General features: G+C 31.7%; 29 protein-coding genes. 11 read left to right on the top strand and 18 right to left on the bottom strand.

Going from position 1 to position 26,879, the window contains the following annotated elements; genetic code table 11:
- Positions 1-50: 50 nt before the first annotated feature.
- From ABNT61_RS06760 to ABNT61_RS06735, 6 genes are all read right to left on the bottom strand, one after another.
- Entirely contained in the window at positions 51-797 is a 747-nt protein-coding gene (locus tag ABNT61_RS06760) for a LytTR family transcriptional regulator DNA-binding domain-containing protein (protein WP_348745331.1), read from the bottom strand.
- Between the two features lie 7 nt (positions 798-804).
- Positions 805-1,308, bottom strand: coding sequence for a hypothetical protein (locus tag ABNT61_RS06755; RefSeq protein WP_348745330.1), 504 nt, complete (start codon positions 1,306-1,308; stop codon positions 805-807).
- A gap of 164 nt (positions 1,309-1,472) precedes the next feature.
- On the bottom strand, positions 1,473-3,284 hold the full coding sequence (locus ABNT61_RS06750; RefSeq protein WP_348745329.1) for an acyl-CoA dehydrogenase family protein: 1,812 nt from the start codon (positions 3,282-3,284) through the stop codon (positions 1,473-1,475).
- Positions 3,285-3,315: 31 nt separating this feature from the next.
- Complete coding sequence (locus ABNT61_RS06745) at positions 3,316-4,506, bottom strand: acetyl-CoA C-acyltransferase (protein ID WP_348713063.1); 1,191 nt, start codon at positions 4,504-4,506, stop codon at positions 3,316-3,318.
- Positions 4,507-4,509: 3 nt separating this feature from the next.
- Positions 4,510-6,918 carry a 3-hydroxyacyl-CoA dehydrogenase/enoyl-CoA hydratase family protein gene (locus ABNT61_RS06740; protein WP_348745328.1) on the bottom strand — a complete coding sequence of 803 codons (2,409 nt, stop codon included), beginning with the start codon at positions 6,916-6,918 and terminating at the stop codon, positions 4,510-4,512.
- A gap of 21 nt (positions 6,919-6,939) precedes the next feature.
- Positions 6,940-7,398: a MarR family winged helix-turn-helix transcriptional regulator gene (locus ABNT61_RS06735; protein WP_348713065.1), complete on the bottom strand. Its 459-nt coding sequence runs from the start codon at positions 7,396-7,398 to the stop codon at positions 6,940-6,942.
- A gap of 289 nt (positions 7,399-7,687) precedes the next feature.
- Between ABNT61_RS06735 and ABNT61_RS06730 the strand changes: the two genes are divergently transcribed.
- From ABNT61_RS06730 to ABNT61_RS06705, 6 genes are all read left to right on the top strand, one after another.
- Complete coding sequence (locus ABNT61_RS06730) at positions 7,688-8,617, top strand: ABC transporter ATP-binding protein (protein WP_348745327.1); 930 nt, start codon at positions 7,688-7,690, stop codon at positions 8,615-8,617.
- A gap of 4 nt (positions 8,618-8,621) precedes the next feature.
- The gene (locus ABNT61_RS06725; protein ID WP_348713067.1) at positions 8,622-9,950 is read left to right on the top strand and encodes an ABC transporter permease; all 1,329 of its coding nucleotides are present in this window, start codon (positions 8,622-8,624) and stop codon (positions 9,948-9,950) included.
- A gap of 124 nt (positions 9,951-10,074) precedes the next feature.
- Entirely contained in the window at positions 10,075-10,797 is a 723-nt protein-coding gene (locus tag ABNT61_RS06720; RefSeq protein ID WP_348745326.1) for a mechanosensitive ion channel family protein, read from the top strand.
- Between the two features lie 76 nt (positions 10,798-10,873).
- The gene (locus ABNT61_RS06715; protein WP_348745325.1) at positions 10,874-11,524 is read left to right on the top strand and encodes a hypothetical protein; all 651 of its coding nucleotides are present in this window, start codon (positions 10,874-10,876) and stop codon (positions 11,522-11,524) included.
- A gap of 92 nt (positions 11,525-11,616) precedes the next feature.
- The gene (locus ABNT61_RS06710; RefSeq protein ID WP_348745324.1) at positions 11,617-12,780 is read left to right on the top strand and encodes a sigma-54 dependent transcriptional regulator; all 1,164 of its coding nucleotides are present in this window, start codon (positions 11,617-11,619) and stop codon (positions 12,778-12,780) included.
- A gap of 29 nt (positions 12,781-12,809) precedes the next feature.
- Complete coding sequence (locus tag ABNT61_RS06705) at positions 12,810-14,111, top strand: WG repeat-containing protein (protein WP_348745323.1); 1,302 nt, start codon at positions 12,810-12,812, stop codon at positions 14,109-14,111.
- Positions 14,112-14,158: 47 nt separating this feature from the next.
- On the opposite strand, the gene ABNT61_RS06700 is transcribed toward ABNT61_RS06705, so the two are convergent.
- From ABNT61_RS06700 to ABNT61_RS06670, 7 genes are all read right to left on the bottom strand, one after another.
- Positions 14,159-14,596, bottom strand: a complete 438-nt coding sequence (locus ABNT61_RS06700; RefSeq protein WP_348745322.1) for a hypothetical protein — start codon at positions 14,594-14,596, stop codon at positions 14,159-14,161.
- The gene (locus ABNT61_RS06695) at positions 14,586-15,941 is read right to left on the bottom strand and encodes an ABC transporter permease (protein ID WP_348745321.1); all 1,356 of its coding nucleotides are present in this window, start codon (positions 15,939-15,941) and stop codon (positions 14,586-14,588) included. The genes ABNT61_RS06700 and ABNT61_RS06695 overlap by 11 nt, the downstream gene beginning before the upstream one ends.
- Positions 15,941-16,570 carry an ABC transporter ATP-binding protein gene (locus ABNT61_RS06690; RefSeq protein ID WP_348713073.1) on the bottom strand — a complete coding sequence of 210 codons (630 nt, stop codon included), beginning with the start codon at positions 16,568-16,570 and terminating at the stop codon, positions 15,941-15,943. Before ABNT61_RS06690 ends, ABNT61_RS06695 begins: the two co-directional genes overlap by 1 nt.
- Before the next feature lie 17 nt (positions 16,571-16,587).
- The gene (locus ABNT61_RS06685) at positions 16,588-17,790 is read right to left on the bottom strand and encodes a GTP-binding protein (RefSeq protein ID WP_348742671.1); all 1,203 of its coding nucleotides are present in this window, start codon (positions 17,788-17,790) and stop codon (positions 16,588-16,590) included.
- 219 nt (positions 17,791-18,009) lie between these two features.
- A complete protein-coding gene (locus tag ABNT61_RS06680) occupies positions 18,010-18,591 on the bottom strand; it encodes a HupE/UreJ family protein (protein ID WP_348713077.1) in 582 nt (193 codons plus the stop codon).
- A gap of 9 nt (positions 18,592-18,600) precedes the next feature.
- A complete protein-coding gene (locus tag ABNT61_RS06675; RefSeq protein ID WP_348745320.1) occupies positions 18,601-19,104 on the bottom strand; it encodes a DUF6702 family protein in 504 nt (167 codons plus the stop codon).
- Positions 19,105-19,111: 7 nt separating this feature from the next.
- Positions 19,112-19,426 carry a cation transporter gene (locus tag ABNT61_RS06670; protein WP_348742674.1) on the bottom strand — a complete coding sequence of 105 codons (315 nt, stop codon included), beginning with the start codon at positions 19,424-19,426 and terminating at the stop codon, positions 19,112-19,114.
- A 148-nt stretch (positions 19,427-19,574) separates the two neighbouring features.
- Between ABNT61_RS06670 and ABNT61_RS06665 the strand changes: the two genes are divergently transcribed.
- The gene (locus tag ABNT61_RS06665) at positions 19,575-20,045 is read left to right on the top strand and encodes a hypothetical protein (RefSeq protein WP_348745319.1); all 471 of its coding nucleotides are present in this window, start codon (positions 19,575-19,577) and stop codon (positions 20,043-20,045) included.
- A gap of 38 nt (positions 20,046-20,083) precedes the next feature.
- Complete coding sequence (locus ABNT61_RS06660; protein ID WP_348745318.1) at positions 20,084-20,539, top strand: hypothetical protein; 456 nt, start codon at positions 20,084-20,086, stop codon at positions 20,537-20,539.
- 57 nt (positions 20,540-20,596) lie between these two features.
- Here the strand turns inward: ABNT61_RS06660 and katG are convergent, their stop codons facing one another.
- Positions 20,597-22,798, bottom strand: a complete 2,202-nt coding sequence (gene katG / locus ABNT61_RS06655; RefSeq protein ID WP_348745317.1) for a catalase/peroxidase HPI — start codon at positions 22,796-22,798, stop codon at positions 20,597-20,599.
- A 291-nt stretch (positions 22,799-23,089) separates the two neighbouring features.
- Here katG and ABNT61_RS06650 point away from each other — a divergent pair, with 291 nt between their 5' ends.
- From ABNT61_RS06650 to ABNT61_RS06640, 3 genes are all read left to right on the top strand, one after another.
- Positions 23,090-23,731: a peroxiredoxin gene (locus tag ABNT61_RS06650; RefSeq protein ID WP_132795762.1), complete on the top strand. Its 642-nt coding sequence runs from the start codon at positions 23,090-23,092 to the stop codon at positions 23,729-23,731.
- A gap of 66 nt (positions 23,732-23,797) precedes the next feature.
- Positions 23,798-24,106, top strand: a complete 309-nt coding sequence (locus ABNT61_RS06645; RefSeq protein ID WP_348713089.1) for a thioredoxin family protein — start codon at positions 23,798-23,800, stop codon at positions 24,104-24,106.
- Positions 24,107-24,108: 2 nt separating this feature from the next.
- A complete protein-coding gene (locus ABNT61_RS06640) occupies positions 24,109-24,366 on the top strand; it encodes a DUF6952 family protein (protein WP_348745316.1) in 258 nt (85 codons plus the stop codon).
- An 18-nt stretch (positions 24,367-24,384) separates the two neighbouring features.
- On the opposite strand, the gene ABNT61_RS06635 is transcribed toward ABNT61_RS06640, so the two are convergent.
- The 4 genes from ABNT61_RS06635 to ABNT61_RS06620 form a co-directional block, all read right to left on the bottom strand.
- Positions 24,385-24,861: a hypothetical protein gene (locus ABNT61_RS06635; protein WP_348745315.1), complete on the bottom strand. Its 477-nt coding sequence runs from the start codon at positions 24,859-24,861 to the stop codon at positions 24,385-24,387.
- 69 nt (positions 24,862-24,930) lie between these two features.
- The gene (locus ABNT61_RS06630) at positions 24,931-25,371 is read right to left on the bottom strand and encodes a hypothetical protein (protein ID WP_348745314.1); all 441 of its coding nucleotides are present in this window, start codon (positions 25,369-25,371) and stop codon (positions 24,931-24,933) included.
- Positions 25,372-25,476: 105 nt separating this feature from the next.
- A complete protein-coding gene (locus tag ABNT61_RS06625; RefSeq protein ID WP_348713093.1) occupies positions 25,477-25,977 on the bottom strand; it encodes a cupin domain-containing protein in 501 nt (166 codons plus the stop codon).
- A 14-nt stretch (positions 25,978-25,991) separates the two neighbouring features.
- On the bottom strand, positions 25,992-26,873 hold the full coding sequence (locus tag ABNT61_RS06620; RefSeq protein ID WP_348745313.1) for a glycosyltransferase family 2 protein: 882 nt from the start codon (positions 26,871-26,873) through the stop codon (positions 25,992-25,994).
- Between the last annotated feature and the right edge of the window lie 6 nt (positions 26,874-26,879).

The raw sequence follows: 26,879 nt of genomic DNA, 5'->3' as shown, positions 1-26,879 counted from the left end.
GGTTAAAAAAAATAGCTTAGGTATGAAATAGTTGTTTTTTGGTATAAAATTTAGAGGTGTAAAACGTTGTTTTTATAACTTTTTGAAACTGGTAATTCTATTTTAGAAAGCTCTATTGTATTTGAATCTTTCCAAGATTGAAAGTGATCTGGATTAATTAAATGAGAACGATGTACCTGTATTAGAAAGTCGAAATCAGTCAGAAGTTTCTTTAAAGAACTTCGAAGAAGTTTAGTTTTTAATTGGTCACCTTCCAGATAATAAATCTCTACGTAATTTTGAGCGTTGGAAATACAAATTAGATTTGAAGGTTTAATTTTAAGAACATCTAATTTATTATCACCTTTTATGGTAATGTTCTTTTCTTCTGTTTTAACCATTAGTTTCAACGTGTATTTGCGAGCAACGATTACAATCGGAGTAACAATAAAAATAATGTTGATACTTATTTCGAAAAAGAATTCATTGAAATTATAAATCCCATTTATTAAAGAACTTCTATAAAGGTAGAAGGTAAGTAGTGTATAAATGAAGAACAAAATTATATACGTACAAGCTTCATAAACAATGCTCCATTTCCTTATGTAGTTGTAGATTTTATTCTGAAGAATAGCAATACAAAAATAACTAGCGAAAAAAGCAATACTAAAGATTGCACTTACTTTTAGCCAAATTTTTAAATCCATGTAACCATGCTCAAATGGACGTGCTAAAATCCCAAATAAGAATGCCCAAATCATTAAAACAATAGCAACTAGTGTGTGATGTTCAATTGATGGATTTAATTTTACTTTCATTAATAATTTAATTAGTTAATAGATATTCGACATTAATTAATTCAATTGAATTAACCATTGCTATATCAAACGATTCTTCTGCCGAATATGTTACAGTACATTCTGAATTAGCAGAAATTTGATTACATGAATTAATTAAATTATTGTCATATGAACCAGAAACTGTAACATCGTCGTTTTTCAATGTAAAGATTGGAATTCCGGTAACATCAAAATTATTTCCGTTGTTAAGTTTAACCTCAAACTCTAATTTAAAAGAATTGTATCCTGTATCTGGAGTGAAAGTAAAGTTGATGACTTCGTATGAAAAATTTCCTAGCAGTGGAGGTTCAATTAATTCAGGCTCGGTTGGGTCCGGAAAATCACATGGAACTTCCTGTGCTATATCTCTACTGTAAGATTGTCCGTTAAAAAAATAAAATTGTGGAATCGTTATTGTTTTCATACAATCATCACAAGAACTAAGAACGATTAAAGAGATTAGGACGAGTAGGGAAGTCAGTTTTTTCATATTCTTTATTTGGTAGTACTAAAGTAATTCTTTTTTACAAAAAAAGATCACTGAAGTGAATCAGTGATCTCTAAACAAACAACTAAATTCTAAAACCTATAAAAGTTGAAGAAATTTTTTTTCAAACTGCTTTCTAATGAGTTCGAAAGCAGTTTTATATTTTTTTAGAAGCAGTATTTATTTTCTGCTTTTAACTTTTCTGCGATAATATTACGTAACTCCACTACGTTAGGGTAGTTAGTATACTTAGTAAAACGCTTTAATCCCATTAACATCATACGTTGCTCATCTCCTTCAGCAAAAGAAATAATTCCTTCTCTACCACTACGAGTAATGATTTCAACAGCATTGTATAAGTATAATTTAGCCATAGCTATTTGCTCTTTTTGAGCATCTTCACCAAAACGCTTTACGTTCTTTTCTGTTCTTAAAATTGTAGATTCAGCCATATAAATCTCAATTAAAATGTTAGAAGCAGCAGTTAATAATTGTTGGTGTTGCTCTAAAGCAGGACCAAACTTTTGAACTGCAGAACCAGCTACCATTAAGAATACTTTCTTTAAACGAGCGATAATATCTTTTTCTTCAGAGAATAACTCAGAAAAATCTGGAGCGTCAAAAGAAGGAATACCCATTAATTCATTTCCTACAGCAGTTGCAGGTCCTAATAAATCAACATGACCTTTCATTGCTTTTTTAACTAACATACCTACAGATAACATACGGTTAATTTCGTTTGTTCCTTCATAGATACGAGCAATACGAGCATCTCTCCATGCAGCTTCCATTGGAGTTTCTTCAGAGAATCCCATACCTCCATAAATTTGGATACCTTCGTCAGCACAGTTTTGAATATCTTCGGAAACAGCTACTTTTAAGATAGAACATTCGATAGCGAATTCCTCAACACCTTTTAACTCAGCTTCTTGGTGAGAATTCCCTTCAGATTCACGAATAGCGATTCTGTCTTCAATATTCTTTGCAGCTCTATAAGAAGCAGATTCTCCAGCGTATGCGTTAGCAGCCATTTCAGCTAACTTCATTTTAATAGCTCCGAATTCAGCGATAGGAGTTTTAAACTGCTTACGCTCGTTTGCATATTTTACTGCATCAGTAATAACTCTTCTTTGAGAATCTAAACAAGCAGCAGCTAATTTAATACGACCAACGTTTAATGCGTTCATCGCAATTTTAAATCCACCACCACGCTCAGATAACATGTTTTCAACTGGAATTAAAGTATCATTGAAGAATACTTGACGAGTAGAAGAAGCTCTAATACCTAATTTGTGCTCTTCTTCACCTAAAGTTACTCCGTTTGGATTGTCCTTGTCATATTCTAAAATAAATCCAGTAATGTTTTTATCATCTTCGATACGAGCAAAAACGATGAAAATCTCAGCAAATCCTGCATTTGAGATCCACATTTTTTGTCCGTTAATTTTATAGTGTTTACCATCTTCAGTTAACTCAGCAGTAGTTTTACCAGAGTTAGCATCAGATCCTGCACCTGGCTCAGTTAAACAATAAGCTCCAAATCTTTCACCCATTGCTAAAGCTGGTACATATTTTTGCTTTTGTTCTTCAGTACCGTATAATGTAATTGGCATAGTACCAATTCCTGTATGCGCACCAAAAGCAGTACTAAATGAACCTGTTCCACTAGAGATATAATCACAAGTTAACATTGTAGAAACAAACCCCATTCCTAATCCTCCGTAAGCTTCAGGAACAGCAACTCCTAAGAATCCTAATTCACCAGCTTTACGCATAGTTTCTTCTGTTAATGCATAATCTTTAGCTTCGAAACGAGTTTTGTGAGGAATGATCTCACGATCATTGAACTCCATAACTGCGTCTCTCATCATTGTTTGCTCTTCAGAAAAATCTTCAGGAGTAAATACATCTTCACATTTAGTTTCTTTTACTAAAAACTGTCCTCCTCTTATGATATCTTTATTTAATGTTTCAGCCATCTTTAATAATTTTTTTGTTTCGTTTGAAATGTTAGTTTAAAAATTCAAAAATACCAGCAGCTCCTTGACCAGTACCTACACACATAGTTACCATACCGTACTTGTTCTTCATTTCACGCTTGCGCATTTCATCAAATAACTGTACTGATAACTTCGCTCCTGTACAACCTAACGGGTGACCTAAAGCAATAGCTCCTCCATTTACGTTGATGATATCAGGATTTAATCCTAACTCTCTTATTACTGCTAACGATTGAGAAGCAAATGCTTCGTTCAATTCGATTAAGTCAATATCATTTTGTTGTAATCCTGCTTGCTTTAATGCTTTTGGAATTGCAGCAACTGGTCCTATTCCCATAATTCTTGGTGGTACACCAGCAGCAGCATAACTTACCATTCTAGCAATTGGTTCTAAGTTTAATTCTTTAACCATGTCTTCGCTCATTACCATTACAAATGCAGCACCATCACTAGTTTGTGAAGAGTTACCTGCAGTAACAGATCCGTTTGCAGCAAATACAGGACGTAATCTTTGTAATCCTTCTATTGTAGAACCTTTACGAGGTCCTTCATCTTTAGTTACGGTAAACTTACGAGTTGCTTTTTTACCGTTTCCATCAACATAAGTTTCTTCAACTTCGATAGGAACGATTTGATCTTGGAAACGATCTTCAGATTGTGCTTTTAATGCTTTTAAGTGAGAATTTAAAGCAAATTCATCTTGATCTGCACGAGAAATGTTATACTCTTGAGCAACAGCTTCAGCAGTATTTCCCATTCCCCAGTAATAATCTTCATGACCAGCATTAACAATATTATAGTTTAATTCTGGTTTGAAACCTGTCATAGGAACAGAAGTCATACTTTCCGCACCACCTGCAATAATACATTCTGCCATTCCAGATTGAATTTTTGCAACAGCCATTCCAATAGTTTCTAATCCTGACGAACAAAAACGATTTACAGTAACACCTGGTACATCAACAGAATCTAGTCCAATTAATGAAATGATACGTGCCATGTTTAATCCTTGAGATCCTTCTGGCATTGCATTTCCTACAATTACATCATCAATACGCTTTACGTCAAACTCAGGAAGTTTTCCCATCATGTATTGAATTGTCTCAGCAGCTAATTCATCTGCTCTTTTAAATCTAAAACCACCTCTTTTTGACTTTCCTACGGCAGTTCTATATCCTTTTACTATATATGCTGTTTTCATTGTTTAGTTTCTTAATGGTTTACCAGTTTTTAACATGTGCTGAATACGCTCTAATGTTTTACGTTCTGTAGTTAGACTTAAGAACGCTTCACGCTCAATGTCTAATAAATACTGTTCAGAAACTTTTGTTGGTTCTGATAAATCTCCACCAGCCATTACATAAGCTAGTTTGTTAGCAATCTTTTGATCGTGTTCAGAGATAAACTTACTTGCTTTCATAGAGTCAGTAGCTACCATAAATGCACCTAAAGCTTGTTTACCAAGTACTAATACATCTTTACGGTCAACTGGTTGTGTATAACCAGCATCAGCTAATAATAATGCATGTTTCTTAGCTTCTGCAATTTGACGATCTCTATTTACAACAACAACATCTTTTCCTTGTTGTAATAAACCTAAATCAAAAGCTTCATAAGCAGAGGTAGATACTTTAGCCATACCGATAGTTAAGAAATACTCTTGTAAAACGTTTAATTGAACATCACCTTTACGGAATGTATCAGACGCTCTTAAAGCCATTTCTTTTGATCCACCACCACCAGGGATAACTCCAACACCAAATTCTACTAATCCCATGTAAGTTTCAGCAGCAGCTACAACTTTATCCGCGTGTAATGATAATTCACATCCTCCACCTAAAGCCATTCCATGAGGTGCAGCAATAACTGGAATAGAAGAATAACGCATACGCATCATTGTATCTTGGAAGTATTTGATAGCCATGTTTAACTCATCATACTCTTGTTCAACAGCCATCATGAAAATCATACCGATGTTTGCTCCTACAGAGAAGTTAGCACCTTGATTTCCTACTACTAATCCTTCAAAATCTTTTTCAGCTAAATCAACTGCTTTGTTTAATCCAGCTAAAACATCTCCACCGATAGTATTCATTTTCGATTGGAACTCACAGTTTAAGATTCCGTCTCCTAAATCTTCAATTACAACTCCTGAGTTTTTGAATACTTCGTTAGATTTTCTAATGTTATCTAAAATAATGAATGAATCTTGTCCAGGTTTTTTAACTTGAGCCTTTTCATTTACATCATAATAATATGTAGCACCGTCTTTAACAGTATAGAAAGCAGTTTCTCCTTTAGCAACCATTTCAGTTACCCAAGCAGCAGGTTCTTTACCTTCAGCTTTCATTAATTCGATACCTTTTTCAACACCTACAGCATCCCAAATTTCGAATGGTCCATTTTCCCATCCAAATCCAGCTTTCATGGCATCATCAATTCTGTATAGTTCATCTGAAATTTCAGGAATTCTATTTTGAACATAAGCAAACATTGCTGCAAAGTTCTTACGGTAGAATTCACCCGCTTTATCTTTACCACCAACTAATACTTTGAATCTATCAATTGGTTTGTCAATCGTTTTCGTTAATTCTAAAGTAGCGAAAGAGGCTCTTTTCTTAGAACGATATTCCATCGTATCTAAATCAAGAGTTAAGATCTCTTTTTTACCTTCTGCATTTACAGTTTTTTTATAGAAACCTTGTTTAGTCTTACTTCCTAACCATTTGTTTTCCATCATTGTATTGATGAAATCTGGTAACTTAAATAAGTCGTGAGCTTCGTCATTAGGACAGTTTTCATAAATACCATTAGCAACGTGCACTAAAGTATCTAATCCTACAACATCTACAGTACGGAAAGTAGCTGATTTTGGACGACCGATTACTGGTCCAGTTAATTTATCAACTTCTTCTACAGTTAAACCTAATTCTTTTACTTGGTGGAATAAAGATTGAATTCCGAAGATACCAATACGGTTTCCAATAAATGCAGGAGTATCCTTTGCTAAAACTGAAGTTTTACCTAAGAACTTATCTCCATATTCCATTAAGAAATCAGTAACTTCTTGTTTACAATCTGGTCCTGGAACAACTTCAAATAATTTTAAGTAACGAGGAGGGTTGAAGAAGTGAGTAACTGCAAAATGCTTTCTGAAGTCTTCACTACGACCTTCGTTCATAAACTTAATAGGAATTCCTGAAGTGTTAGAAGAAATAATAGTACCTGGAGTACGATATTTTTCTACCTTTTCAAATACGCTTTGCTTGATATCTAAACGTTCAACAACAACTTCCATTACCCAATCTACATCTTTAATCTTATGTAAATCGTCATCAATATTACCAGTTGTAATTCTATCTGCGAATTTCTTGTTGTAGATAGGAGATGGTTTAGACTTCAAAGAAGCTGTTAAAGCATCGTTTACTAAACGATTACGAACAGCTTTGTCTTCTAAAGTTAGTCCTTTTGCTTTTTCCTTGTCCGTTAATTCTCTTGGAACGATATCCAAAAGTAATACGTCAACACCGATATTCGCAAAGTGACAAGCAATTCCAGATCCCATAATTCCAGATCCAATAATTGCTACTTTTTTAATTCTTCTTTTGCTCATTACTTGAATAGGTTTGATTTTTTATACAGCCTTTGACGACATATCATCATATATCTGTTTGTCGGCTATAAGTTTGTTTATGATTTCGGTTACTTTAAAAAATGAATTTATTTCGTTTTCGGTAAGACTCTCACGTATTTTGTTATTAAACTGAAAAACGTGTCCTTTAGAGATTTCTCTTTTCTCTTTACCGAATTCTGTAAGCTTTATAATTACACTTCTTCCATCATCAGGATTTTTTACTCTTACGATTAATCCTTTGTCTTCCATAGATTTTAATATCCTAGAAAGACTAGTTGGTTCCATTCCCATTAAAGGTCCTAATGCGGTAGAAGGAGTTCCTTCTTCGAAGTCTATATTAAGTAACACAAATGCCATTGCCATCGTACTATCATGTTTTGAGGCTTGCTCATTATACATTTTAGCGACAGCTTGCCATGTTGCTCTTAATTGATGATCTATTGTTTTACTTTTATCCATATTAGCGATTCCAAATATACAGAAATTTATTATGCATGCATAGTAAATTGAAAAAAAATTATGCATGCATAATAAATATTAACAATTAATTAATACAGAAAATTGAGATTATGGGATTATAACTCTTGTATTTTTAAGGTATTAGCAATTTTTTTAGATAATTGTAAAATCGTACTGATTTTTATTTTGAGTCTTTATGTAACATCTTTCAGTCTATTTATACTAATCATTTGAAAAGTATGTATGTTTGTAAACAAGACTGTTTACAACTAAAAAATCAACTTAGCCTATGAATAACTTATTAGAAATTAATAATGTGGTAAAACGTTATGGAGATTATACCGCATTAAATGATGTTTCTATGCACATTCCTAAAGGGAGCGTTTTTGGATTATTGGGTCCAAACGGAGCGGGAAAAACATCATTAATTAGAATTATCAATCAAATTACAATGCCAGATAGTGGTGAAGTAATTTTAGATGGAGAAAAATTAGCACCTAAACATATTGCAAATATTGGTTACTTACCAGAAGAAAGAGGTTTGTATAAATCAATGAAGGTAGGAGAACAAGCATTGTATTTAGCTCAATTAAAAGGTATGAGTAAGTCCGATGCTAAAAAGAAGTTGAAGTATTGGTTTGAGAAATTTGATATTGGAGCATGGTGGAATAAGAAGATTGAAGAACTTTCTAAAGGTATGGCGCAAAAAGTACAATTTGTTGTAACAGTTTTGCACACACCTAAGTTGTTGATATTTGATGAACCATTTTCTGGATTTGATCCTATTAACGCGCAATTAATTGCCAAGGAAATTTTACAATTAAGAGATGAGGGAGCAACAATAATTTTTTCAACGCACAGAATGGAAAGTGTTGAGGAAATGTGTGATCATATTGCATTAATCCATAAATCTAACAAAATATTAGAAGGTAAACTTGAAGATATTAAAAGACAGTATAGAACAAATGTCTTTGAGGTTGGTTTAAAAACTGATGATCCTGCTTTAATTCAAGAACAATTAAGACAGAGTTATGAAGTACATCCTGCTGATTTTAAATCGTTAAATGAAGGTTTAAAACTGAAAGTTAAATTAGTAAATGGTAAAACATCGAATGATCTTTTATCATATTTAACAGAGAAAGGAGAGGTAAATCATTTTGTAGAATTAGTACCTAGTGCTAATGATATTTTTATTCAAGCAGTAAATAAAAACCAATAAAGTTATGGACAAGTTAAAACTAATTATACAACGTGAGTTTCTTGCGAAAGTAAAAAACAAGTCATTCATTATTATGACATTCTTAAGTCCGTTATTAATGGTAGGTATGGGAGCATTAGTTTACTTCCTTATGAAAAAGAATGACGAGAAAATTAAAAAGATTGTTTTTGTAGACGAGTCAGGAATTTTTACAAAGGAGACTTTTAAAGATTCTAAAACTGTAGTTTATGAAGACTATACTAAACTAGGAGTAGAGGAGACCAAAAAGAAAGTTGAAGAAGGAAATTATTACGGAGCTTTAATTATTCCTAAAAAAGACAGTTTAGAGTTATTAGCAAAATCAATTGAGTTTTATTCTAAAGATTCACCTGGATTATCTGTAATGGGAGAGATCGAAGGGAAAATTGAAAGAAGATTAAAAAACTTAAAACTTACTCAGTTCGGAATTGATTTAGCAAAAATAAAAGCAGCGAGAATTTCTTCTGATATTAAGATGTTTAATTTTTCTGGTGAAGAATCGTCTAAGGCTAAAAACGTGGCAAGTATTATTGCTGGTGGAGCAGCTGGATATTTATTATTCATGTTCGTTTTAATATACGGAACTTCAGTAATGAGAAGCGTTATAGAAGAAAAAACGAGTAGAATTATCGAAGTAATTGTGTCTTCAGTAAAACCATTTCAGTTGATGCTGGGTAAAATTATTGGAAATGCATCTGCAGGATTGGTGCAATTCTTTGTTTGGGGAATTATCATTTTTATTTTAAGCATGGTCTTACCTCTAGTTTTCGGAATTGATATGACTGAAATGCAATCTGCAAGAGTTTCTCCAGAACAAATGGAAGCGATGAAGCAAGCCGCCGGAGGTGGAGGGAAAATAGAACGATTAATTCAGGGAGTATTAGCACTTCCATTATTAAAAATGTTCATTTTATTCATCTTTTATTTCTTTGGAGGTTATATGTTATACAGTTCATTGTTTGCTGCAATTGGTGCTGCTGTGGATAATGAAACAGATACACAACAGTTTATGACGCCAATAATGTTACCATTAATATTAGGTGTTTATGTTGGGTTCTTTACCGTAATTAATGATCCTCATGGACCAATTTCTGTAATTTTCTCTTACATACCATTTACTTCGCCAATTGTAATGTTAATGAGAGTTCCATTTGGAGTTGCTTGGTGGGAAATAGCATTGTCTCTTTTAATTTTAATAGTTACTTTTATCAGTGCCGTATGGATTGCAGCTAAGATTTATAGAGTTGGAATTTTAATGTATGGTAAAAAAGCTAATTACAAGGACTTATGGAAATGGATCCGTTATAGTTCTTAATCGTATTAGTTTATAACTGATAATGGAGCAATTAAATAAAATTTTAAATTATTCTTTTAGATATAATGATCACATAAGTATCAGCGTGAAATCTTTGCTGATACTTTTTGTGGTTATATTAATAGTGTCTTTTTTGTTAAAGTTATTTAGAAGATACATACAAAAGAAACTTCAAGAGGAGGATAAAAATAAGTTTGATACCGTTTTTTCATTTGGAAAATGGTTACTCTACATAATTATCTTTCTGATTACACTTCAAAGTTCAGGAATTCAAATCACAGCAATTTTTGCGGCGTCAACGGCATTATTGATTGGTGTTGGTTTGGCATTACAAACGTTTTTCCAAGATATAATTTCAGGAATTTTCATTATTATGGATCAGAGTGTTCATGTTGGAGATTATATTGAGATTGATAAAAAGATTGGAAGAGTAGAAGAAATAAAACTGAGAACCACAAGAGCAGTTACTATTGACAACAAAGTTTTGATTATTCCAAATCATATGTATTTGAAGAATAGTTTATATAACTGGACTCAAAACGGAAGTGTTACTAAAGATTATGTTAGTGTTGGTGTTGCATACGGATCCGATACGCAATTAGTGAAAAAAATATTGCTACAAGTTGCTAAAGAACATAAAAGTATCTTAACGCATCCAGCTCCATTTGTCTTATTCGAAAATTTTGGAGATAGTTCATTGGATTTTGAGTTGGTTTTTAGTATTTATAATAGTTTCCAACTTGCTATGATTAAAAGCGATTTACGCTTTAGAATTGATGAACTATTCCGAGAAAACAATATTACTATTCCTTTTCCTCAGAGAGATGTTCATGTCATAAAGGAATAATTCAAAAAATTACGTTAGAAAAATTATGAGAAAGGATAATGTCCAAAAGTTGGTGTTGATTTTATTCGTTTTTTGTTTGAAAAATCTTCTGGCTCAGGATAAGGAACCAATCTTTTTATCTACATCAGATAATGTATTAAAATATTTAAAAGTTATTTCAGAGAAAGACTTTCTAGATAAGAGGTCAAATCTAACTTTAAAAATAGAAGAGATATTTAAAGATTATCACTACTTTCCTAAAAAGCAGAGCTTAATTAAGACTTTAGGTAGTTTCGACTCTGATATGTTTGACATTTATTCAAAAGATTCCATCCTTATTAAGGGTAGAAATAAAGACATATTAATCTACAATTATATGTCTAAATTGGATGATCGAGATTGCCAATTTGTTGAATCGGTTAGTGAATATAGTAATCATTTATTTTTTCTTGTATCTGGTTATGAAACTTGGGATAGTGTTGTTGTAAACGTAGACAAGAAGGAAGTTTATTCTTTTCCTGACGTTCCGGCATTGATTAACAAGAACGAATATTTAGTTGTATCAAATTATTATGGCGAGGGAATTTTTTATTACTTCAATAGGGTTACTCATAAAGTAGTATGGTTTGATTTGGCTAATTTCGACATTAAAGATTATTATCTTAAAGATGGAGAAATCTTCTTTCAATTTGTTTCAAACGATAATAATTCCCAAACTTATTTTTATTCTTTAAGTTATAAAGACTAATTTTAATGAAACATATTTTAGAAATTTACTTATGGCATAAAATATGATATCATTAGTATAAATGAATCAAGAATCAAACAATCTTAATATAGATGAGTAAAATATTAATCATAGAAGACGAATCTGCAATTCGTAGAGTATTAAAAAAAATTATTTCCGAAGAAAGTGATAGCTATCAAGTAGAGGAAGCTGAAGATGGATTGGCTGGAATTGAGGCTATAAAAAATAATGACTACGACTTAGTGTTGTGTGATATTAAAATGCCGAAGATGGATGGAGTAGAGGTACTTGAAAAAGCTAGAAAATTAAAGCCGGAAATTCCAGTCGTAATGATTTCTGGTCATGGAGATTTAGATACGGCGGTAAATACAATGCGCCTTGGAGCTTTCGATTATATTTCAAAACCACCAGATTTAAATCGATTGTTAAATACAGTTCGAAATGCACTTGATAGAAAAGAGTTAGTCGTAGAAAATAAGCGATTAAAAAAGAAGGTGAGTAAGAACTATGAAATGATTGGTGAAAGTGATGCGATTACTCATATTAAAGATATTATTGAAAAAGTTGCTGCTACAGATGCACGTGTGCTAATTACAGGTCCGAATGGAACAGGTAAAGAATTAGTAGCGCATTGGTTACATGAAAAGTCTGAAAGAGCAAAAGCACCAATGATTGAGGTTAACTGTGCGGCTATTCCAGCTGAGTTGATTGAAAGTGAATTGTTTGGTCATGTAAAAGGTAGTTTTACCGGAGCGAATAAAGATAGAGCAGGTAAGTTTGAAGCTGCAAATGCAGGAACAATATTCCTTGATGAAATAGGAGATATGAGTTTGTCTGCTCAAGCTAAAGTATTAAGAGCATTACAAGAGAACAAAATTCAGAGAGTAGGTTCAGATAAAGATATTAAGGTAAATGTTCGCGTAGTTGCAGCAACAAATAAAGATTTAAAAAAGGAAATCGCTGAAGGAAGATTTAGAGAAGATTTATATCATAGATTGGCAGTAATACTTATTAAAGTTCCTGCATTAAATGATAGGAGAGATGATATTCCGTTATTAGTGGATTTCTTCGCGAATAAAATTGCTCAGGAACAAGGAACTCCAAAGAAAGATTTTTCGGATAAAGCAATAAAATTATTACAAGAATATGACTGGACTGGAAACATTAGAGAATTACGGAATGTGGTAGAACGATTAATAATTCTTGGTGAAAAAACAGTTTCAGATAATGATGTGAAACTATTTGCTAGTAAGTAAATAGTTACCTAGAAAAAAATATTTTAATAATGTTAAAAAAGAGATTTAATATCCTTTTAATAGGGATACTTTTAAGCCCAGTTTATGTTGTTTCTCAACTTAATTATAGTATTAATGTTTTTGAATTAAATGGTAAGAAGGGGTATTTTAATGCTAATTTAGATACTATTATTCAACCTGTATATGAAGAGTTAGGTGGATTTCCTCAGAGATTTAAAGGTGAATATTCTATTTTTAAATTAAATAATAAACATGGAGTTTTAGATATGAAAGGTAAACATGTTTTACCTGCTAAATATGAGGATTTAAGTTATACATTTTCTTCAGAAGTATACATGTTTAAAAAAAATGATAAGTATGGCTTGGTAAATATTAAAGGTAAGGTTTTAATAAAGCCATTATACAATAATATAATCTTGATAGATAAGGGTAGTTTGTTTATTGTAGAAAAGAATGATAAATATGCTTTACTTAATAAAAGAGGTAAAAGAATAACAGAGTTTGTTTATGACTATATTGATGGTAATTTTAATTCTGATATATGTTCTTTTAAGGTAAATAGTAAATACGGATTTTTAAATAAAAAGGGGAAAGAAATTATTAAAGCTTCATATTCTTATGCAAATGATTTTAAAGATGGATATGCCGTAGTTCGAGTGAAAAACAAGTATGGTTTAATTAATAAAAAAGGAAATTTTGTTGTCGATGCAGTATATGATGATATGAGTTATAAGCATAGTTTTTTTTATGAGCATAATATAAAAACAAAGGCCAAGATATATTATGTAAAAAAAGAAGGTAAGATAGGGCTTCTTAATAAGAATTTAGATGTAATATGTCCTACTATTTATGACGAAATAGGGTATTTTAATGAAGGGTTAGCATATGTTGCTAAGAATGGTAAATACGGTTTTATAAATAAGAAAGGAGAAATAGTAATAGAGTTACAATATGATGAAGCAGATTCTTTTTCAGAAGAAGTAGCACCTGTAGTAAAGAATGGAAAATGGGGATATATAAACTCTAAAAATGAAACCATTATAGATTTTAAGTTTGTGGGTTGTATTACTCCTTTTTTTAATGGTTTAGCTGCTTACGGTAAGCGAAATTTTCAATCTTCTAAAGCACATTATGTTGGAGATAAATGGGGATTTATCAATAAAAAAGGCGAAGTGGTAATACCATTGATATACAGAGATGTTAGAAGATTTTATGATGGAGTTGCTGTAGTTGAGGATAATAATTACAAATACGTAGTAAATAAGGATAATAAAAGAAAAAGAATTAAGAAAGCAGAAGAACCTGAAGTAGAAGAATTAATTGGGGAATAATAAATTCTGAAAACATAATTATCTTCTATGAATTAAAATAATACTATTTATTTTATTACGGTAACAGTGCAGTTGGATAGGATATAATTAAAATGATCGACATCTGAATCATTCAATGATAAAGTTCCTGTAACACTTACTATAGTATCTGTCTTATAATTTTGTTTTTTAGGAAACAAAAGTTCTATGGCAGTTTCTGGACCGCCAACTCCACAAAAATAACAAGAAGCCATAGGCCCTTTAGAAAGAATGTAAATTTGTCCTTTAGGGTCTAAACTTAAAAAGTATCCTTTTATAGTAATTCTCTCTCCGTTTAACGCTTTTATAGATTCAGCAAACTCAGGATGCAAATAATACTCTTCATATTTTGGAAAATACTTATTGGTGAATTTTACATCTGATAAATCATCCCAAGTAACATCTTTTTGTCCAAAAGACATTACAGATGAAACCAAAAAGCATATAAGTAGAATACTATTTCTCATTACTCAAAATTGTTGAAACTTTCATTTTTAAAATTGGGTAAATGGCTACCGCAATCGATACAAAGATAATTATTAATACCAATACTGCTGTAGGAACTATTTCATTAAAGCTTAGTGGTTGTAAAACACCTTTTAAATAATCTGTCTGCATGTATTGAAATAGAAAATGAAGTAATATTTTTATTAATCCAAACCCTAAAACAAAAGCAGATAAAACTATCATAAGTCCTTCATAAGTAACTAATTTTATCAATTGAAAGTTACTTGCTCCAAAAGTTCTTAAAAGTGCTAAATCAAAAGAGCGTTCTTTTACCATTTTATATAGACTAATAAAAATGATCATTCCTGAAATCAACAAGATTAAGTAGGCTATCCATGTTATGGTTTTGAAACCAATTCCAGTATACGAGTATAATTTATCAAGCTCAAACTTTGGTAGTGCGGCTTGCATATTAGTTTGATCGTTAATTCTTCTAGGTAAAGTTAAAAGTGCTCGAGGAGTTTTAAATGAAATTAACAGTGAGGTTATTTCTCGATTTTCATTGTGTTCTTCATGATCATGATGTTCATCAGCATGTTCTTCGTGATTTCCATGACTTTCGTTTTTATCATGGTCATGATCCTTATGTTCGTCATGATCGTGATGTTCATCGGCATGTTGTTCCTCAGCGTGGTCGTCATGTTTCTCATCATTCTTATGTTCAGAATGAGATTCTTCTTCATGGTCATGATGGGCATGTACATCCCAAATACTTTCAAGTTTTGTAACAATTAATCTGTCAATGACTTTATAGGTTGGTTCTAAAATACCAACAACAGTGAACTTATCGTCATGCACATCAATATCATTTTCAACTAAACCATGAGAACTTAAAAAAGTGTCGCCAACAGATAGACCGAGTTTTTCAGCAACAGTTGCTCCAATTATAGCGTCTAAACTCTTTTGAACTCCTTTACCGTTACTAATTTTAGCATCGTATAAAGAAAGGAATTCATTCGTAGTCCCAACAATTCTGTAACCTTTAAAGTTATCACCATAAGAAATAGGTACTGCAGTTTTAATCATCCTATTTTTGGCGACCTTTTTGGCTTCAGAGTACTTAATGTTTCCTGTTGGGTCATCCATATGTAAAATGGAAGCGAGTACTAATTGCAACGGACTACCTTTTGCACCTAAAACTAAATCTATTCCCCCTAAATTATTCTCGGTTTGATACTTAAAAGATGACTTCAATTGTTGTATTCCTAAAAGTAAGGCAATACTGAGTGCTAGTGTAAAAACACTTAAAAAGGTATATAGTGGTTTAGATTTTATATTCTCTAAACTAATCTTCCATACATTCATCATAACGTAATTTGGTTTTGGAAGAATGACTTTATTCTTTGGTCATGAGTAATAACAATCAGGTTTGCTTCTGTTCGTTTAGCCTGAGTTTTTAAAAGGTCAATTACAATTTTACAAGTTTCATCATCTAAACTTGAAGTTGGTTCATCAGCTAATAAAATTTTTGGTTTATGAATTACAGCCATAGCAATACTTAATCTTTGCAACTGTCCTTCACTTAGTTCATTTACTTTTTGATGTTTTTGAGCCAAGATATCAAGCTGATCTAATAATGAATCGATATCTGAATCAGAAGATTTAGAGCCGCTGAAGAATAATCTAGCTTGTAAGTTTTTATATACAGTTAGTGACTGTATCGCATGTTTCTTTTGAAAAACTAACCCAATGTTTTGTCCTCTAAATTTATCTAATTTGGCATTTGATAACAATTGAGTTTCGGTATTGTCAATAATTACTTTTCCATTTTGAGGTTTAAGTAATCCTGCCAATAAATGTAAAAATGTTGTTTTACCAATTCCAGATTTTCCTAAAATCAATAAATCATTATTTTGATCAATGTTTATATCTGGGAATTTAAATTCTTTAGATGTACTTTGATATTGAAAAGTTAGATTTTCGGTTCGAATCATTTATAATTTTACTTTAATTAGGCATATTGAATTGGCCATTGATCTTCTTGCGGGAATAATTGAGTTTTCCATAATTCTACTTCCTCATCTGTGAGTAAGCAATCATTTAAATCATCAATCATTTCTTCTTTTTGGATTCCTTGACCAATAAAAACAAGTTCTATTTTTCGGTCACCAAATTCTGTATCCCAATTTCCTTCGATTTGTTCCCGGTTTTCCATGAATGCAGCATAATTAATTCGTTCAGCAAAAGGCATACTTGCCCACCAAACTCCAGCATTATCTGCCTTACATGATCCACCTGCAGAACTCCATATTAAAGCTTGATTTTTTCGAGATGCTAACCAGAATAATCCCTTGCTTCTAATGATGTTTTGAGGAAATTTTTGGTTAAGATACTGTAAAAAACGTTCTGGGTGAAATGGTTTAGTACTTCTAAAAACAAAAGAGCCGATACCATATTCTTCTGTTTCTGGTGTATGTTCGTTTTCTAACTCTTTAATCCAACCCGCAGAAGCTTCCGCTTTCTCATAATCAAAAAGATTGGTGTTTATAACTTCATTCAAATCTACATTCGAATGATCCGTCATAATTATCTTAGCTTCTGGATTTAATTTTTGAATTATTGCTTTCAATTCCTCAAGGTTTTCCTTAGAAACTAAATCTGTTTTATTAAGTAGGATTACATTAGCAAATTCTATTTGATCGGTAAGTAGATTTACAATAGTTCTATCATCACCTTCAATATTGGTCAACTCTCTTGTAACTAAATAATCAGAACTTGAAAAGTCTTTTAAGAAGTTAAATGCGTCAACTACAGTTACCATAGTATCTACATAACTAAAACGACTTAAATCAATATTACCATCTTCACTTTCAAAACTAAAAGTTTGTGCCACAGGAATTGGTTCACTAATTCCAGTACTTTCTATAATTAAATAGTCAAATTTATTTTGAGCAGCTAATCGTTCTACTTCTACCATTAAATCTTCGCGTAGTGTACAACAGATACAGCCATTAGACATTTCAACTAATTTTTCTTCAGTTCTTGAAAGTGTATTTTCGCTTTCTATAAATTGAGCATCAATGTTTACTTCACTCATGTCATTCACAATTACGGCTACTTTTAAACCTTGTTTATTGTGTAAAATATGATTTAGTAAAGTTGTTTTTCCTGCGCCAAGGAAACCACTTAATACGGTAACAGGTAATTTTTTCATTGTAAATAATTGATGTTTATTGATTTTAGTCGGTCTTTTATATAACTATAATAAAACTTAAAATTGACAAATTTAGCTATAATTTACATTATTGCTACTAAGTTGCTTTTTATTTAACAAAACTATAAGTTAGAAAGAAAAAATGCCTCGTAACCCGAAGGTGTAGAGACATTTTTAGATTGATTGGTTGATTTTTATTTTAATATAATAGATAGGTTCTTATTGTTGAAGCGCTCCTATAAAAATAGTTGCTGCAATTCCAAATCCCGCACCAGAAACAAAGACATTCCATTTTAAATGTTCTCCTTTCAAGAATTTAGAATATATATATAAAGCCAGCATGAATAATGCTACAATGAATAATTGTCCTACTTCAATACCTAAATTAAAGGCGAATAAAGGTTTTATAATATTATCGCTAAACATCATTACTTTAAAGTTAGACGCAAAGGCTAATCCATGAATTAATCCAAATACTAAAGCAATAATATATTTTACGTTTCTATTTGAAAATACACCTTCTTTACCATAGTTTTTTATGTTACTAATGGCAGTAATCATAATGGTAAAAGGTATTAATAAATCAATAACTTTTGGATTATCCGGAATAAAGCCTAGGGAACTCACGATTAAAGTTACACTATGTCCGATAGTGAATGCTGTTATAATAATTAATATTTGTTTCCATTCTTTTAATTTGAAAGCGGCACATAATGTCATGACAAATAATAAATGATCATAAGCATTTATGTCTACAATATGATGCCATCCGCTATTAAAAAAAGTACTAAAATTGTTCATTAATAAATATTAAAAGGTGTGAATAAAAGAGTCTTTAACTTTTGTGCTTTCGAAATATGCCTCTTTGAAAAAAGGAGGGAACCTCAATTCCATGCGATTCGACTGCAAAAAACCAAACTCATCAAATAATAATGTGTTTGTAACAAGCAGTTTGTCTCCCTTTTTTAAATTCAAATTACTCTCTTGAAATGTTATCGTTAATAAATTAAAAGACTCACTGTATTCAGATGAATCGAACTTCAATGGATTCTTCTTTCCATTAACTTTGATGATATAATTATTATCAAAATATTTTTCAATAACAGATTTGTCCTTTTTCGTTAATCTGTTTACATTCATGTCTCTTCCTAAACTCGAAAGGAAATCATCAACAAATACCTTACATTCAACTTTAATAGTTTTACTGTCTGCATTAAAGGCGATAAGTGACGAAGTTGCTTTTAGTGGATGTGTAAATGAGGTTAAAGAAAGTACAACTAAAAATAAGAATGCTATGGATAACTTCTGTCTCATGATAGTCTTATTTACATGGAATATTAGCGGCAAGTTCATTTACTTTTTTTTCTAGATTATCCGAAGAAATTAAAGTCGGATTATAAACTACCGATATTTCTTTGGTATGAAGATTAAGTATGGATTGTTTAACTCCATTAAAATCCTGAAGACCTCCTTCAACAACTTTTTGACAATTGGCGCATTGTGCTTTTGGAATACTCACAACTAATACGGCATCATTCTCACTAGTATTTAAAACTCTTTCTTCTGGTTTAATTCTATTACATGAAATAAAAAGAAAGGAGAGTAAAAGTAATATTGCTACAAGGTTTTTCTTCATTTTCGGTTTGTTTCCTGTTCAAATATATAAAAATCATTTAAAACGCAACTTTGTTGCTATAAAGAAATTTATTATTTTGCAACTGTGTGGCATTAATTAAATTGTATCAATTAATATTTATTAAAATTTAAAACCAATAACTTTAAAAATGATAACAAAAGAACAAGTATTAGAGGCCCAAAAGGAATGGGGAAATGGAGTTGTGAAAATAGGATCTTTGAAAGAAGAGAGATCAGAATGTGAAGACTTTACTAGCGCATTTTTAGATAAACTTTATTACTTTGATAAAGGTACAGTATTATTCAAACCTACAAAGTGTGCTATCGAGCAGTTTAGACCAGCCAAAAAGCATGCAGAATCCTATTTCATTGCAGGTGATAAAAGAGCATGTAATGAAGATAAAGGGTTTGCAATTCAGCCATGGACTAAAGTAAGGTTTGAAAATTCTGATATTATATTAGAAGGAGACCGAGCGATTGCAATGGGTAATTATTTTTTTACTGATTTGGATGGAAATGAAGCAAAAGTTGAGTATACCTTTGGTTATAAGTCGGTTGATGGAGCATTAAAAATAGATGTACACCATTCGTCTTTTCCTTACACTATTCCTGCAGTATAATGCAAAAACCTTTGTATTTCGTGTGTCCAACAGACGCAATGGAGTGTATCATAAATCATTCATCTAATTCAGAGAATTATTTTTATACTTCACTGGGAAATGCTATTCAACTTAATGATAAGGTAATAGATTCTTTAAAAGATCTAATCGTTAATAAAAGTATTTCAGAAGTACGAATTGTAATCTCTAATGACAATAGAATCATTCTTGATGCAATTGGGGATAAAGAGTTTTCTCAGATAAAAGGAGTGAATGAAATTTATGATTCCATTGAAATACAAAGAAATTTTAAAAATGTGTTTTGGCAATCGTCCTATTGTCAAGACTCATTACTGAATGGTTATCTTAGAAGTAAGATAAAGGAAATTCAGGAAATTTTGGATAAGTCAGGACTTGATCCAATAAAAGTAAGTGGGAAAATTTACGATAAAAGTGAAAGTGTCTTCACTGATGTAGAACATGTTTTTCCACATGATTTTTTTAGTTTGAATTGAAAAATGTCGGAGATTTCTCCGACATTTTATCTTTATAATGATATTTGACTTTAAGATCTACAAATCAAATCGATCTAAGTCCATTACTTTGCTCCAAGCTTTTACAAAATCATTTACGAAGCGTTGTTGCCCGTCATTGGCACCGTAAACTTCACAAATAGCTCTTAATTCCGTATTTGAACCAAAAATTAAATCTGCTCTAGTACCCGTAAATTTCGTAGCAAATGTTTTTCTATCTCTACCGTCAAAAGCAGTTTCTTCTGAAGAAGTAGCACTCCAAGTAATTGAGAAATCTAAAATATTACTGAAGAAATCATTTGTTAAACTTCCAACGTTATCTGTAAATACACCATGATTAGATCCATCATAGTTGGCCCCTAAAACTCTTAATCCTCCAACTAAAACTGTCATTTCAGGAATAGAAAGTGTAAGTAAGTTTGCACGATCCACAAGTAAATCTTCAGCAGCCACATTAGCTAATTTTGGACTCATATAATTTCTAAACCCATCTGCTAAAGGTTCTAAATGGCTGAATGATTCTAAATCTGTTTGTTCTTGAGATGCATCACCTCTTCCTTGAGAAAATGGAACAGTAATATCATGACCAGCTTTTCTTGCCGCTTCTTCAACACCAACATTACCAGCAAGTACAATTAAATCTGCTATGGATACAGTTCCACTAAATTCTTTTTGAATTCCTTCTAAAACTGTTAATACTTTATTTAATTCAGCAGGATTATTTACTTCCCAGTTTCTTTGTGGCTCTAGTCGAATTCTTGCTCCGTTTGCACCACCACGCTTGTCTGATCCTCTAAATGTAGAGGCAGAAGCCCAAGCTGTTTTTACTAATTCAGAAACTGTTAATCCAGAAGCGCCAATCATTTTCTTTAACGAATCAATATCAGAAGCACTTAAAGTGTAATTTACTTTTGGAATTGGGTCTTGCCAGATTAATTCTTCACTCGGAACTTCAGGTCCTAAATAACGATCGATTGGGCCCATATCACGATGCGTTAATTTAAACCAAGCTCTTGCAAATGCATCTTCGAAAGCGGCATGATCTTTATGGAAACGTTCAGATATTTCACGGTAAACAGGATCCATTTTTAAAGCCATATCTGCAGTAGACATCATTAAAGCTTGTTTTTCATTAGCGTTTCCTGCTTTTGGAGCCATTCTTGCATTTGAAGCTGCAGTAGGAGTCCACTGATGAGCTCCGGCTGGACTTTTAGTTAATTCCCAGTCGTAGTTTAATAATACATCGAAATAATCATGATCCCATTGTGTAGGATTTGGTGTCCATGCACCTTCTAATCCACTAGTAATTGTATCATCTAAAACTCCACTTTGATATGAGTTTTTCCATCCTGTACTCATTTGTTCGATAGAAGCTCCATGTGGTTCAACACCAACGTATTTATCAGGATCAGCCGCTCCATGAGCTTTACCAAATGTATGACCTCCCGCAACTAATGCTACGGTTTCTTCATCGTTCATTGCCATTCTTCCAAAGGTAATCTTGATGTCATGTGCAGATTTTAATGGATCTGGTTCTCCATTTGGTCCTTCTGGGTTTACATAAATTAATCCCATATGAACCGCACCTAAATGACCTTCTAATTCACCATCACTTGTATCATAACGATCATCATTACCTAACCATTGGTTTTCACTTCCCCAGTAAATATCTTGTTCTGGCTCCCAAACATCTTCTCTTCCTCCAGCGAATCCAAAAGTTTTGAATCCCATAGATTCAAGGGCGCAGTTACCTGCTAAAATCATTAAATCTGCCCAAGAAATTTTATTTCCGTATTTCTTCTTTACAGGCCAAAGTAATAATCGTGCTTTATCTAAATTACCATTATCTGGCCAGCTATTTAACGGAGCAAAACGATGAGTTCCTGAACCAGCGCCACCTCTACCATCACCAACACGATAAGTTCCTGCACTGTGCCAAGCCATACGAATCATGAATCCTCCATAATGACCATAATCTGCAGGCCACCAATCTTGAGAATCTGTCATTAAATCAATAACATCTTGTTTTAATGCTGCGTAATCTATACTATTAAATGCTTCTGCATAATTAAAGTCTTCTCCCATAGGATCGTTCTTTGTAGCATTTTGTCTTAGTATATTTAATTTTAATTCATTCGGCCACCAATCTCTATTCGTAGTTCCTCCTCCAGCAGGTTTTTTTTGTGCGCTGTGAAAAGGACATTTAGAGATATCGCCTGAGTGGTTGTTACTGTGATTCATTGTTATAGAATTTTATGTTAGTTCGTGCTTCAAAACTACAATAAAACCATGAATTGTTTTTATCTATATATTTTATTTTAAAATAGTTTAAAGCTATTCAAGTGGTTTATTTGGTTGTTTTATAGTCTCTTATAAAGATACAATAAATGCGGATTCGATGGTATTGAATTTTCTTATGATGAGATAAGTATTTCATGTAGAATTTGTCTTGAAATATAATTCTAAGACTATACTTTTGCAGCTGTTTTTGAAGAACAATGTAAATATTAACTCAATTTAAAAAATTAAAGAATGGCAACATTAGTTGGTAAGAAATTTCCAAATTTAAACGTAGACGCAATGAACGAAATGGGAGATACGTTTAAGTTAAATGTTTTAGAAGAAGCAGTAAATAACAAGAAGAAAGTAGTATTATTTTGGTATCCAAAAGATTTTACTTTCGTATGTCCTACGGAATTACATGCTTTTCAAGCTGCATTACCAGAGTTCGAAAAAAGAAACACTATCGTAATCGGAGCTTCATGTGATACTCCAGAAGTACACTTTGCTTGGTTAAACCAATCTAAAGATAATGGAGGAATCGAAGGAGTTACTTATCCATTATTAGCTGATAGCAACAGAAACTTATCTTCTATTTTAGGAATTTTAGATATTTCTAACGAGACTTACGATGAGGCTACTGGAACTGTTCAAGTAGAAGGAGATAACGTAACGTACAGAGCTACATATATTATTGACGAAGAAGGTACAGTTGTACACGAAGGAGTAAACCACATGCCAATCGGACGTAACGTGAATGAATACTTACGTTTAATCGATGCTTATACTCACGTACAAGAAAAAGGTGAAGTATGTCCAGCAAACTGGGAAGAAGGTAAAGCTGCAATGCAACCTAATGCTAAAGCAACTGCTGAGTACTTAGCTGTAAACTAATTTATAGATACAAATAGGGAAAGCACAGTTTTCTGTGCTTTTTCTTTTTAACAATCAATTTTAATTATGGTACAAGAATTAAATCAAGATAATTTAGAGAATATCGTAGCTGAAAACAAGAAAGTAGTTGTACAATATTCTGCAACATGGTGTGGAAACTGTAGAATTATGAAGCCTAAATTCAAAAAGTTAGCTACAGAAAATGAGAACGTTTCTTTCATTCTTGCGGATGCTGAGAAGTTTCCAGAAAGCAGACAATTAGCAACGGTAGATAATTTACCAACTTTCGCAACTTTTGTTGATGGTAAATTTGTAAACCAAGTTCAAACAAATAAGTTTGATGTTTTAAAAGAATTAGTAAGCGAAGTAATTTAACTATGAAATTACCTGTTATAAAACACTTGACATCTTTTATAGAGGAGAATGATCAAGATTATATTATTGAGACCATTGAAACTTTAGAAGCTTTAACTGAAGTTCCATCATTAAAGGATGAAGAACTCGATGTTATTGGAGAATTGATTTCCAATATGTACGGAGCTCTTGAAGTTGATAAAATGGTGAAAGAAGGAACACCAAAGAAAGAAGCTCTTAATAAGTTTATGGGGCGTGTATTGGGTTCTATAGATAAATAAAAATCCTAAGTTTTAAACTTAGGATTTTTTATTTACAAAACTTATCCTTTCTAAAACGATAGAAGTATTATCATAATTCAATAGTAATTGATGATTTCCCATTGCGTAATTTTCAACTTGATTTATTTTAAACAATTTCGTCCATTCAGGTTCATTTATTAGTGTTGTAAACACTGAGAAACTTATCTTATTGTTTTCCTTTATGGTGTAAGTTCCATTTATACTATTCGTAACTGTCTTTCCTGAAATACTCCCTCTATTATTTTCCACATCAGAATGCATGAAGTTTAGAGTAATTTCACCATTATTAAACTCTGGCCAAGTTGGATGATCCTCTGTAGTAATTTTATTTCCGTTTTCAATATAATAGACCACTTTCCAATATCCTTCTAATTTTGAGTTATTAAAAATCTCATCTTCATTAGAACAGCTCATCATTAAAGTTGCTAATAAAATTGAAATAAGACCGATAGTTGAATAAATACGAATTTTCATTTTTAATTGATTTTATACTAAAAAGATGAAAACTGGTTTAAAAGGTTGCGTTAAATATGATTGAATATTTTAATTACAATTTGGAGTTTGTATAACATCAATCATTTCGTTTAAATTTTCGTGGTATTTATCAGAGAATCTCTTAAAGTTTTTAGGAACTATTTTTCCTTTAGAACTAATGACATTTTCTTCAAGAAGAACTTTAATAGTGTATTTCCATCCGCGAGATTTTAATCGAGTAGATTCAATTTTGAAGTTTTGTTTAGTGAAATAAAGTTTTTTAAATCCTCCATTAATATGAATTCTACTGCTATATTCAACAAAATCAGCAATCTCTTCATTGGTATCTAGAGAGAATAGTTTTAATTCTGAATTAAAATTTCGTCTTTCATATTTCATAATTACTTCGTTATTTAAATACACGTTACCATTGAGTAATTTTATCTTTTGTGCAGTTAAAACATTAGCACAAAAAAGTAAAAAAGTAATGTAAATGAATTTCTTAATCATAGTAGTTTAGGTTATTTAGTATTATAATTTGATATCATTTATGAATCAAAAAATATACCAACCTAAACAATTAGATAAAATAAATAGAGTAATAAAACCGTGAGACTAGGAATGCGTAAGTCGAGTTATAATTTCAGCATGCTGAGGGAAAATTTCAATCAAGGTTTTTCTTTCGGGTAACACAAAGTCTTTAAAATCAAATCCAGGAGCAACAGTACATCCCGTAAAAGAAAAAGAGCTTTCTTTAACAACTTCTGCGGCAAACCAATATTGAGCAGGAACTACAAATTGAGGAACTTCATTGTTAATAATATCATTTCCAATTAAAACATAAGAATAATCTCCATCAGGTGAAATCATATGTAGTTTTAATGTTGTTCCAGCGTAGAAATGCCACATTTCATCTTGATTAATTTTATGAAATGCCGAAAAACTATCTGAAGTTAATAAGAAATAAATTCCAGTAGAAAAGTTACGATCACCTTCGAAAATGGAACCTAAATTCTCATTCTTAATACTTCCAGTACTGCGATAAGTTTCTTTGAAATAACCACCTTCAGGATGTTTTTGAAGATTGAATTTTTCGATAATATCTTTTTGATTCATTAAATTGTAGTTGTTTATTCTTCAGATTCTAATAATGACATTCTTAATTTTCGGATAGACTCAGCAATTAGACCAAGAAATAATAAAAGTAGTCCTGTAATAATTGCAAGTAAAGCACCAGTACTTAATCCGTCTCGTACAACAAACCAACGGAAAAGTCCCCAAATAATACCTAACAAAATTGTTGGAATACCTATTCGGAAAAATATTTTCAAAGGATTAAATAGCATTACTAGATTCACTATTTCAATAACTGTAGTAATTGCTGTTTTGTAATTTATGGTACTTTCTCCTGCTATTCTTTGATTGATACTTATAGGTTCTTCAATAACAAGGTTTCTAGTTTGTATAAAAAATAACGTAATCGTATCACTGTAAGCCATTGAGTTAGGACAATGACTCATGTATTTCTTTGCCAATTTTGTATTGTAAACTTTCATACCCGAGTTTAGATCTCTAATATGAATAGGCATTAGTTTTTTAGCAATAAAACGTATTAGGTTTTTTCCAACTCTTCGATATAAACTAGAAGCATTGTCGTCTCTTGCGCCAACAATCATATCAGCATCTTCTTCTTTTAGTTTATGAAATAGCTTGTCAATATCTTCTAGGTTGTGTTGACCATCAGCATCAATGGTTACAACAAATTCACTTTTAGCTTTCTTAATTCCTTCTTTAATGGCTCCTCCATAACCCTTGTTTACTTTGTTATTCACAATAGTAAACCAATTACTACTATTCAATTTTTGTAAAATAGATAATGAATTATCTTTTGAACCATCATTTACAATAATAACCTCGTAAGGTCTATTTTGTATAAACTCTTTGATTGAATTTAATACTGGTTCTATACTTTCGCTTTCGTTGTAAGCTGGAATAACAATTGATAACTCCATGTAATG

This window comes from Tenacibaculum sp. 190524A05c (genome assembly GCF_964036595.1).
Classification (GTDB): domain Bacteria; phylum Bacteroidota; class Bacteroidia; order Flavobacteriales; family Flavobacteriaceae; genus Polaribacter; species Polaribacter platacis.
This window is presented reverse-complemented; position numbering and strand designations above follow the sequence as displayed.

What these genes read in the sequence shown, in the direction of transcription:
- ABNT61_RS06760 (WP_348745331.1), bottom strand. Translation starts at nt 797, where the DNA reads ATGAAAGTAAAATTAAATCCATCAATTGAACATCACACACTAGTTGCT.
- ABNT61_RS06755 (WP_348745330.1), bottom strand. Translation starts at nt 1,308, where the DNA reads ATGAAAAAACTGACTTCCCTACTCGTCCTAATCTCTTTAATCGTTCTT.
- ABNT61_RS06750 (WP_348745329.1), bottom strand. Translation starts at nt 3,284, where the DNA reads ATGGCTGAAACATTAAATAAAGATATCATAAGAGGAGGACAGTTTTTA.
- ABNT61_RS06745 (WP_348713063.1), bottom strand. Translation starts at nt 4,506, where the DNA reads ATGAAAACAGCATATATAGTAAAAGGATATAGAACTGCCGTAGGAAAG.
- ABNT61_RS06740 (WP_348745328.1), bottom strand. Translation starts at nt 6,918, where the DNA reads ATGAGCAAAAGAAGAATTAAAAAAGTAGCAATTATTGGATCTGGAATT.
- ABNT61_RS06735 (WP_348713065.1), bottom strand. Translation starts at nt 7,398, where the DNA reads ATGGATAAAAGTAAAACAATAGATCATCAATTAAGAGCAACATGGCAA.
- ABNT61_RS06730 (WP_348745327.1), top strand. Translation starts at nt 7,688, where the DNA reads ATGAATAACTTATTAGAAATTAATAATGTGGTAAAACGTTATGGAGAT.
- ABNT61_RS06725 (WP_348713067.1), top strand. Translation starts at nt 8,622, where the DNA reads ATGGACAAGTTAAAACTAATTATACAACGTGAGTTTCTTGCGAAAGTA.
- ABNT61_RS06710 (WP_348745324.1), top strand. Translation starts at nt 11,617, where the DNA reads ATGAGTAAAATATTAATCATAGAAGACGAATCTGCAATTCGTAGAGTA.
- ABNT61_RS06705 (WP_348745323.1), top strand. Translation starts at nt 12,810, where the DNA reads ATGTTAAAAAAGAGATTTAATATCCTTTTAATAGGGATACTTTTAAGC.
- ABNT61_RS06700 (WP_348745322.1), bottom strand. Translation starts at nt 14,596, where the DNA reads ATGAGAAATAGTATTCTACTTATATGCTTTTTGGTTTCATCTGTAATG.
- ABNT61_RS06695 (WP_348745321.1), bottom strand. Translation starts at nt 15,941, where the DNA reads ATGAATGTATGGAAGATTAGTTTAGAGAATATAAAATCTAAACCACTA.
- ABNT61_RS06690 (WP_348713073.1), bottom strand. Translation starts at nt 16,570, where the DNA reads ATGATTCGAACCGAAAATCTAACTTTTCAATATCAAAGTACATCTAAA.
- ABNT61_RS06685 (WP_348742671.1), bottom strand. Translation starts at nt 17,790, where the DNA reads ATGAAAAAATTACCTGTTACCGTATTAAGTGGTTTCCTTGGCGCAGGA.
- ABNT61_RS06680 (WP_348713077.1), bottom strand. Translation starts at nt 18,591, where the DNA reads ATGAACAATTTTAGTACTTTTTTTAATAGCGGATGGCATCATATTGTA.
- ABNT61_RS06675 (WP_348745320.1), bottom strand. Translation starts at nt 19,104, where the DNA reads ATGAGACAGAAGTTATCCATAGCATTCTTATTTTTAGTTGTACTTTCT.
- ABNT61_RS06670 (WP_348742674.1), bottom strand. Translation starts at nt 19,426, where the DNA reads ATGAAGAAAAACCTTGTAGCAATATTACTTTTACTCTCCTTTCTTTTT.
- ABNT61_RS06665 (WP_348745319.1), top strand. Translation starts at nt 19,575, where the DNA reads ATGATAACAAAAGAACAAGTATTAGAGGCCCAAAAGGAATGGGGAAAT.
- ABNT61_RS06660 (WP_348745318.1), top strand. Translation starts at nt 20,084, where the DNA reads ATGGAGTGTATCATAAATCATTCATCTAATTCAGAGAATTATTTTTAT.
- katG (WP_348745317.1), bottom strand. Translation starts at nt 22,798, where the DNA reads ATGAATCACAGTAACAACCACTCAGGCGATATCTCTAAATGTCCTTTT.
- ABNT61_RS06650 (WP_132795762.1), top strand. Translation starts at nt 23,090, where the DNA reads ATGGCAACATTAGTTGGTAAGAAATTTCCAAATTTAAACGTAGACGCA.
- ABNT61_RS06645 (WP_348713089.1), top strand. Translation starts at nt 23,798, where the DNA reads ATGGTACAAGAATTAAATCAAGATAATTTAGAGAATATCGTAGCTGAA.
- ABNT61_RS06640 (WP_348745316.1), top strand. Translation starts at nt 24,109, where the DNA reads ATGAAATTACCTGTTATAAAACACTTGACATCTTTTATAGAGGAGAAT.
- ABNT61_RS06635 (WP_348745315.1), bottom strand. Translation starts at nt 24,861, where the DNA reads ATGAAAATTCGTATTTATTCAACTATCGGTCTTATTTCAATTTTATTA.
- ABNT61_RS06630 (WP_348745314.1), bottom strand. Translation starts at nt 25,371, where the DNA reads ATGATTAAGAAATTCATTTACATTACTTTTTTACTTTTTTGTGCTAAT.
- ABNT61_RS06625 (WP_348713093.1), bottom strand. Translation starts at nt 25,977, where the DNA reads ATGAATCAAAAAGATATTATCGAAAAATTCAATCTTCAAAAACATCCT.
- ABNT61_RS06620 (WP_348745313.1), bottom strand. Translation starts at nt 26,873, where the DNA reads ATGGAGTTATCAATTGTTATTCCAGCTTACAACGAAAGCGAAAGTATA.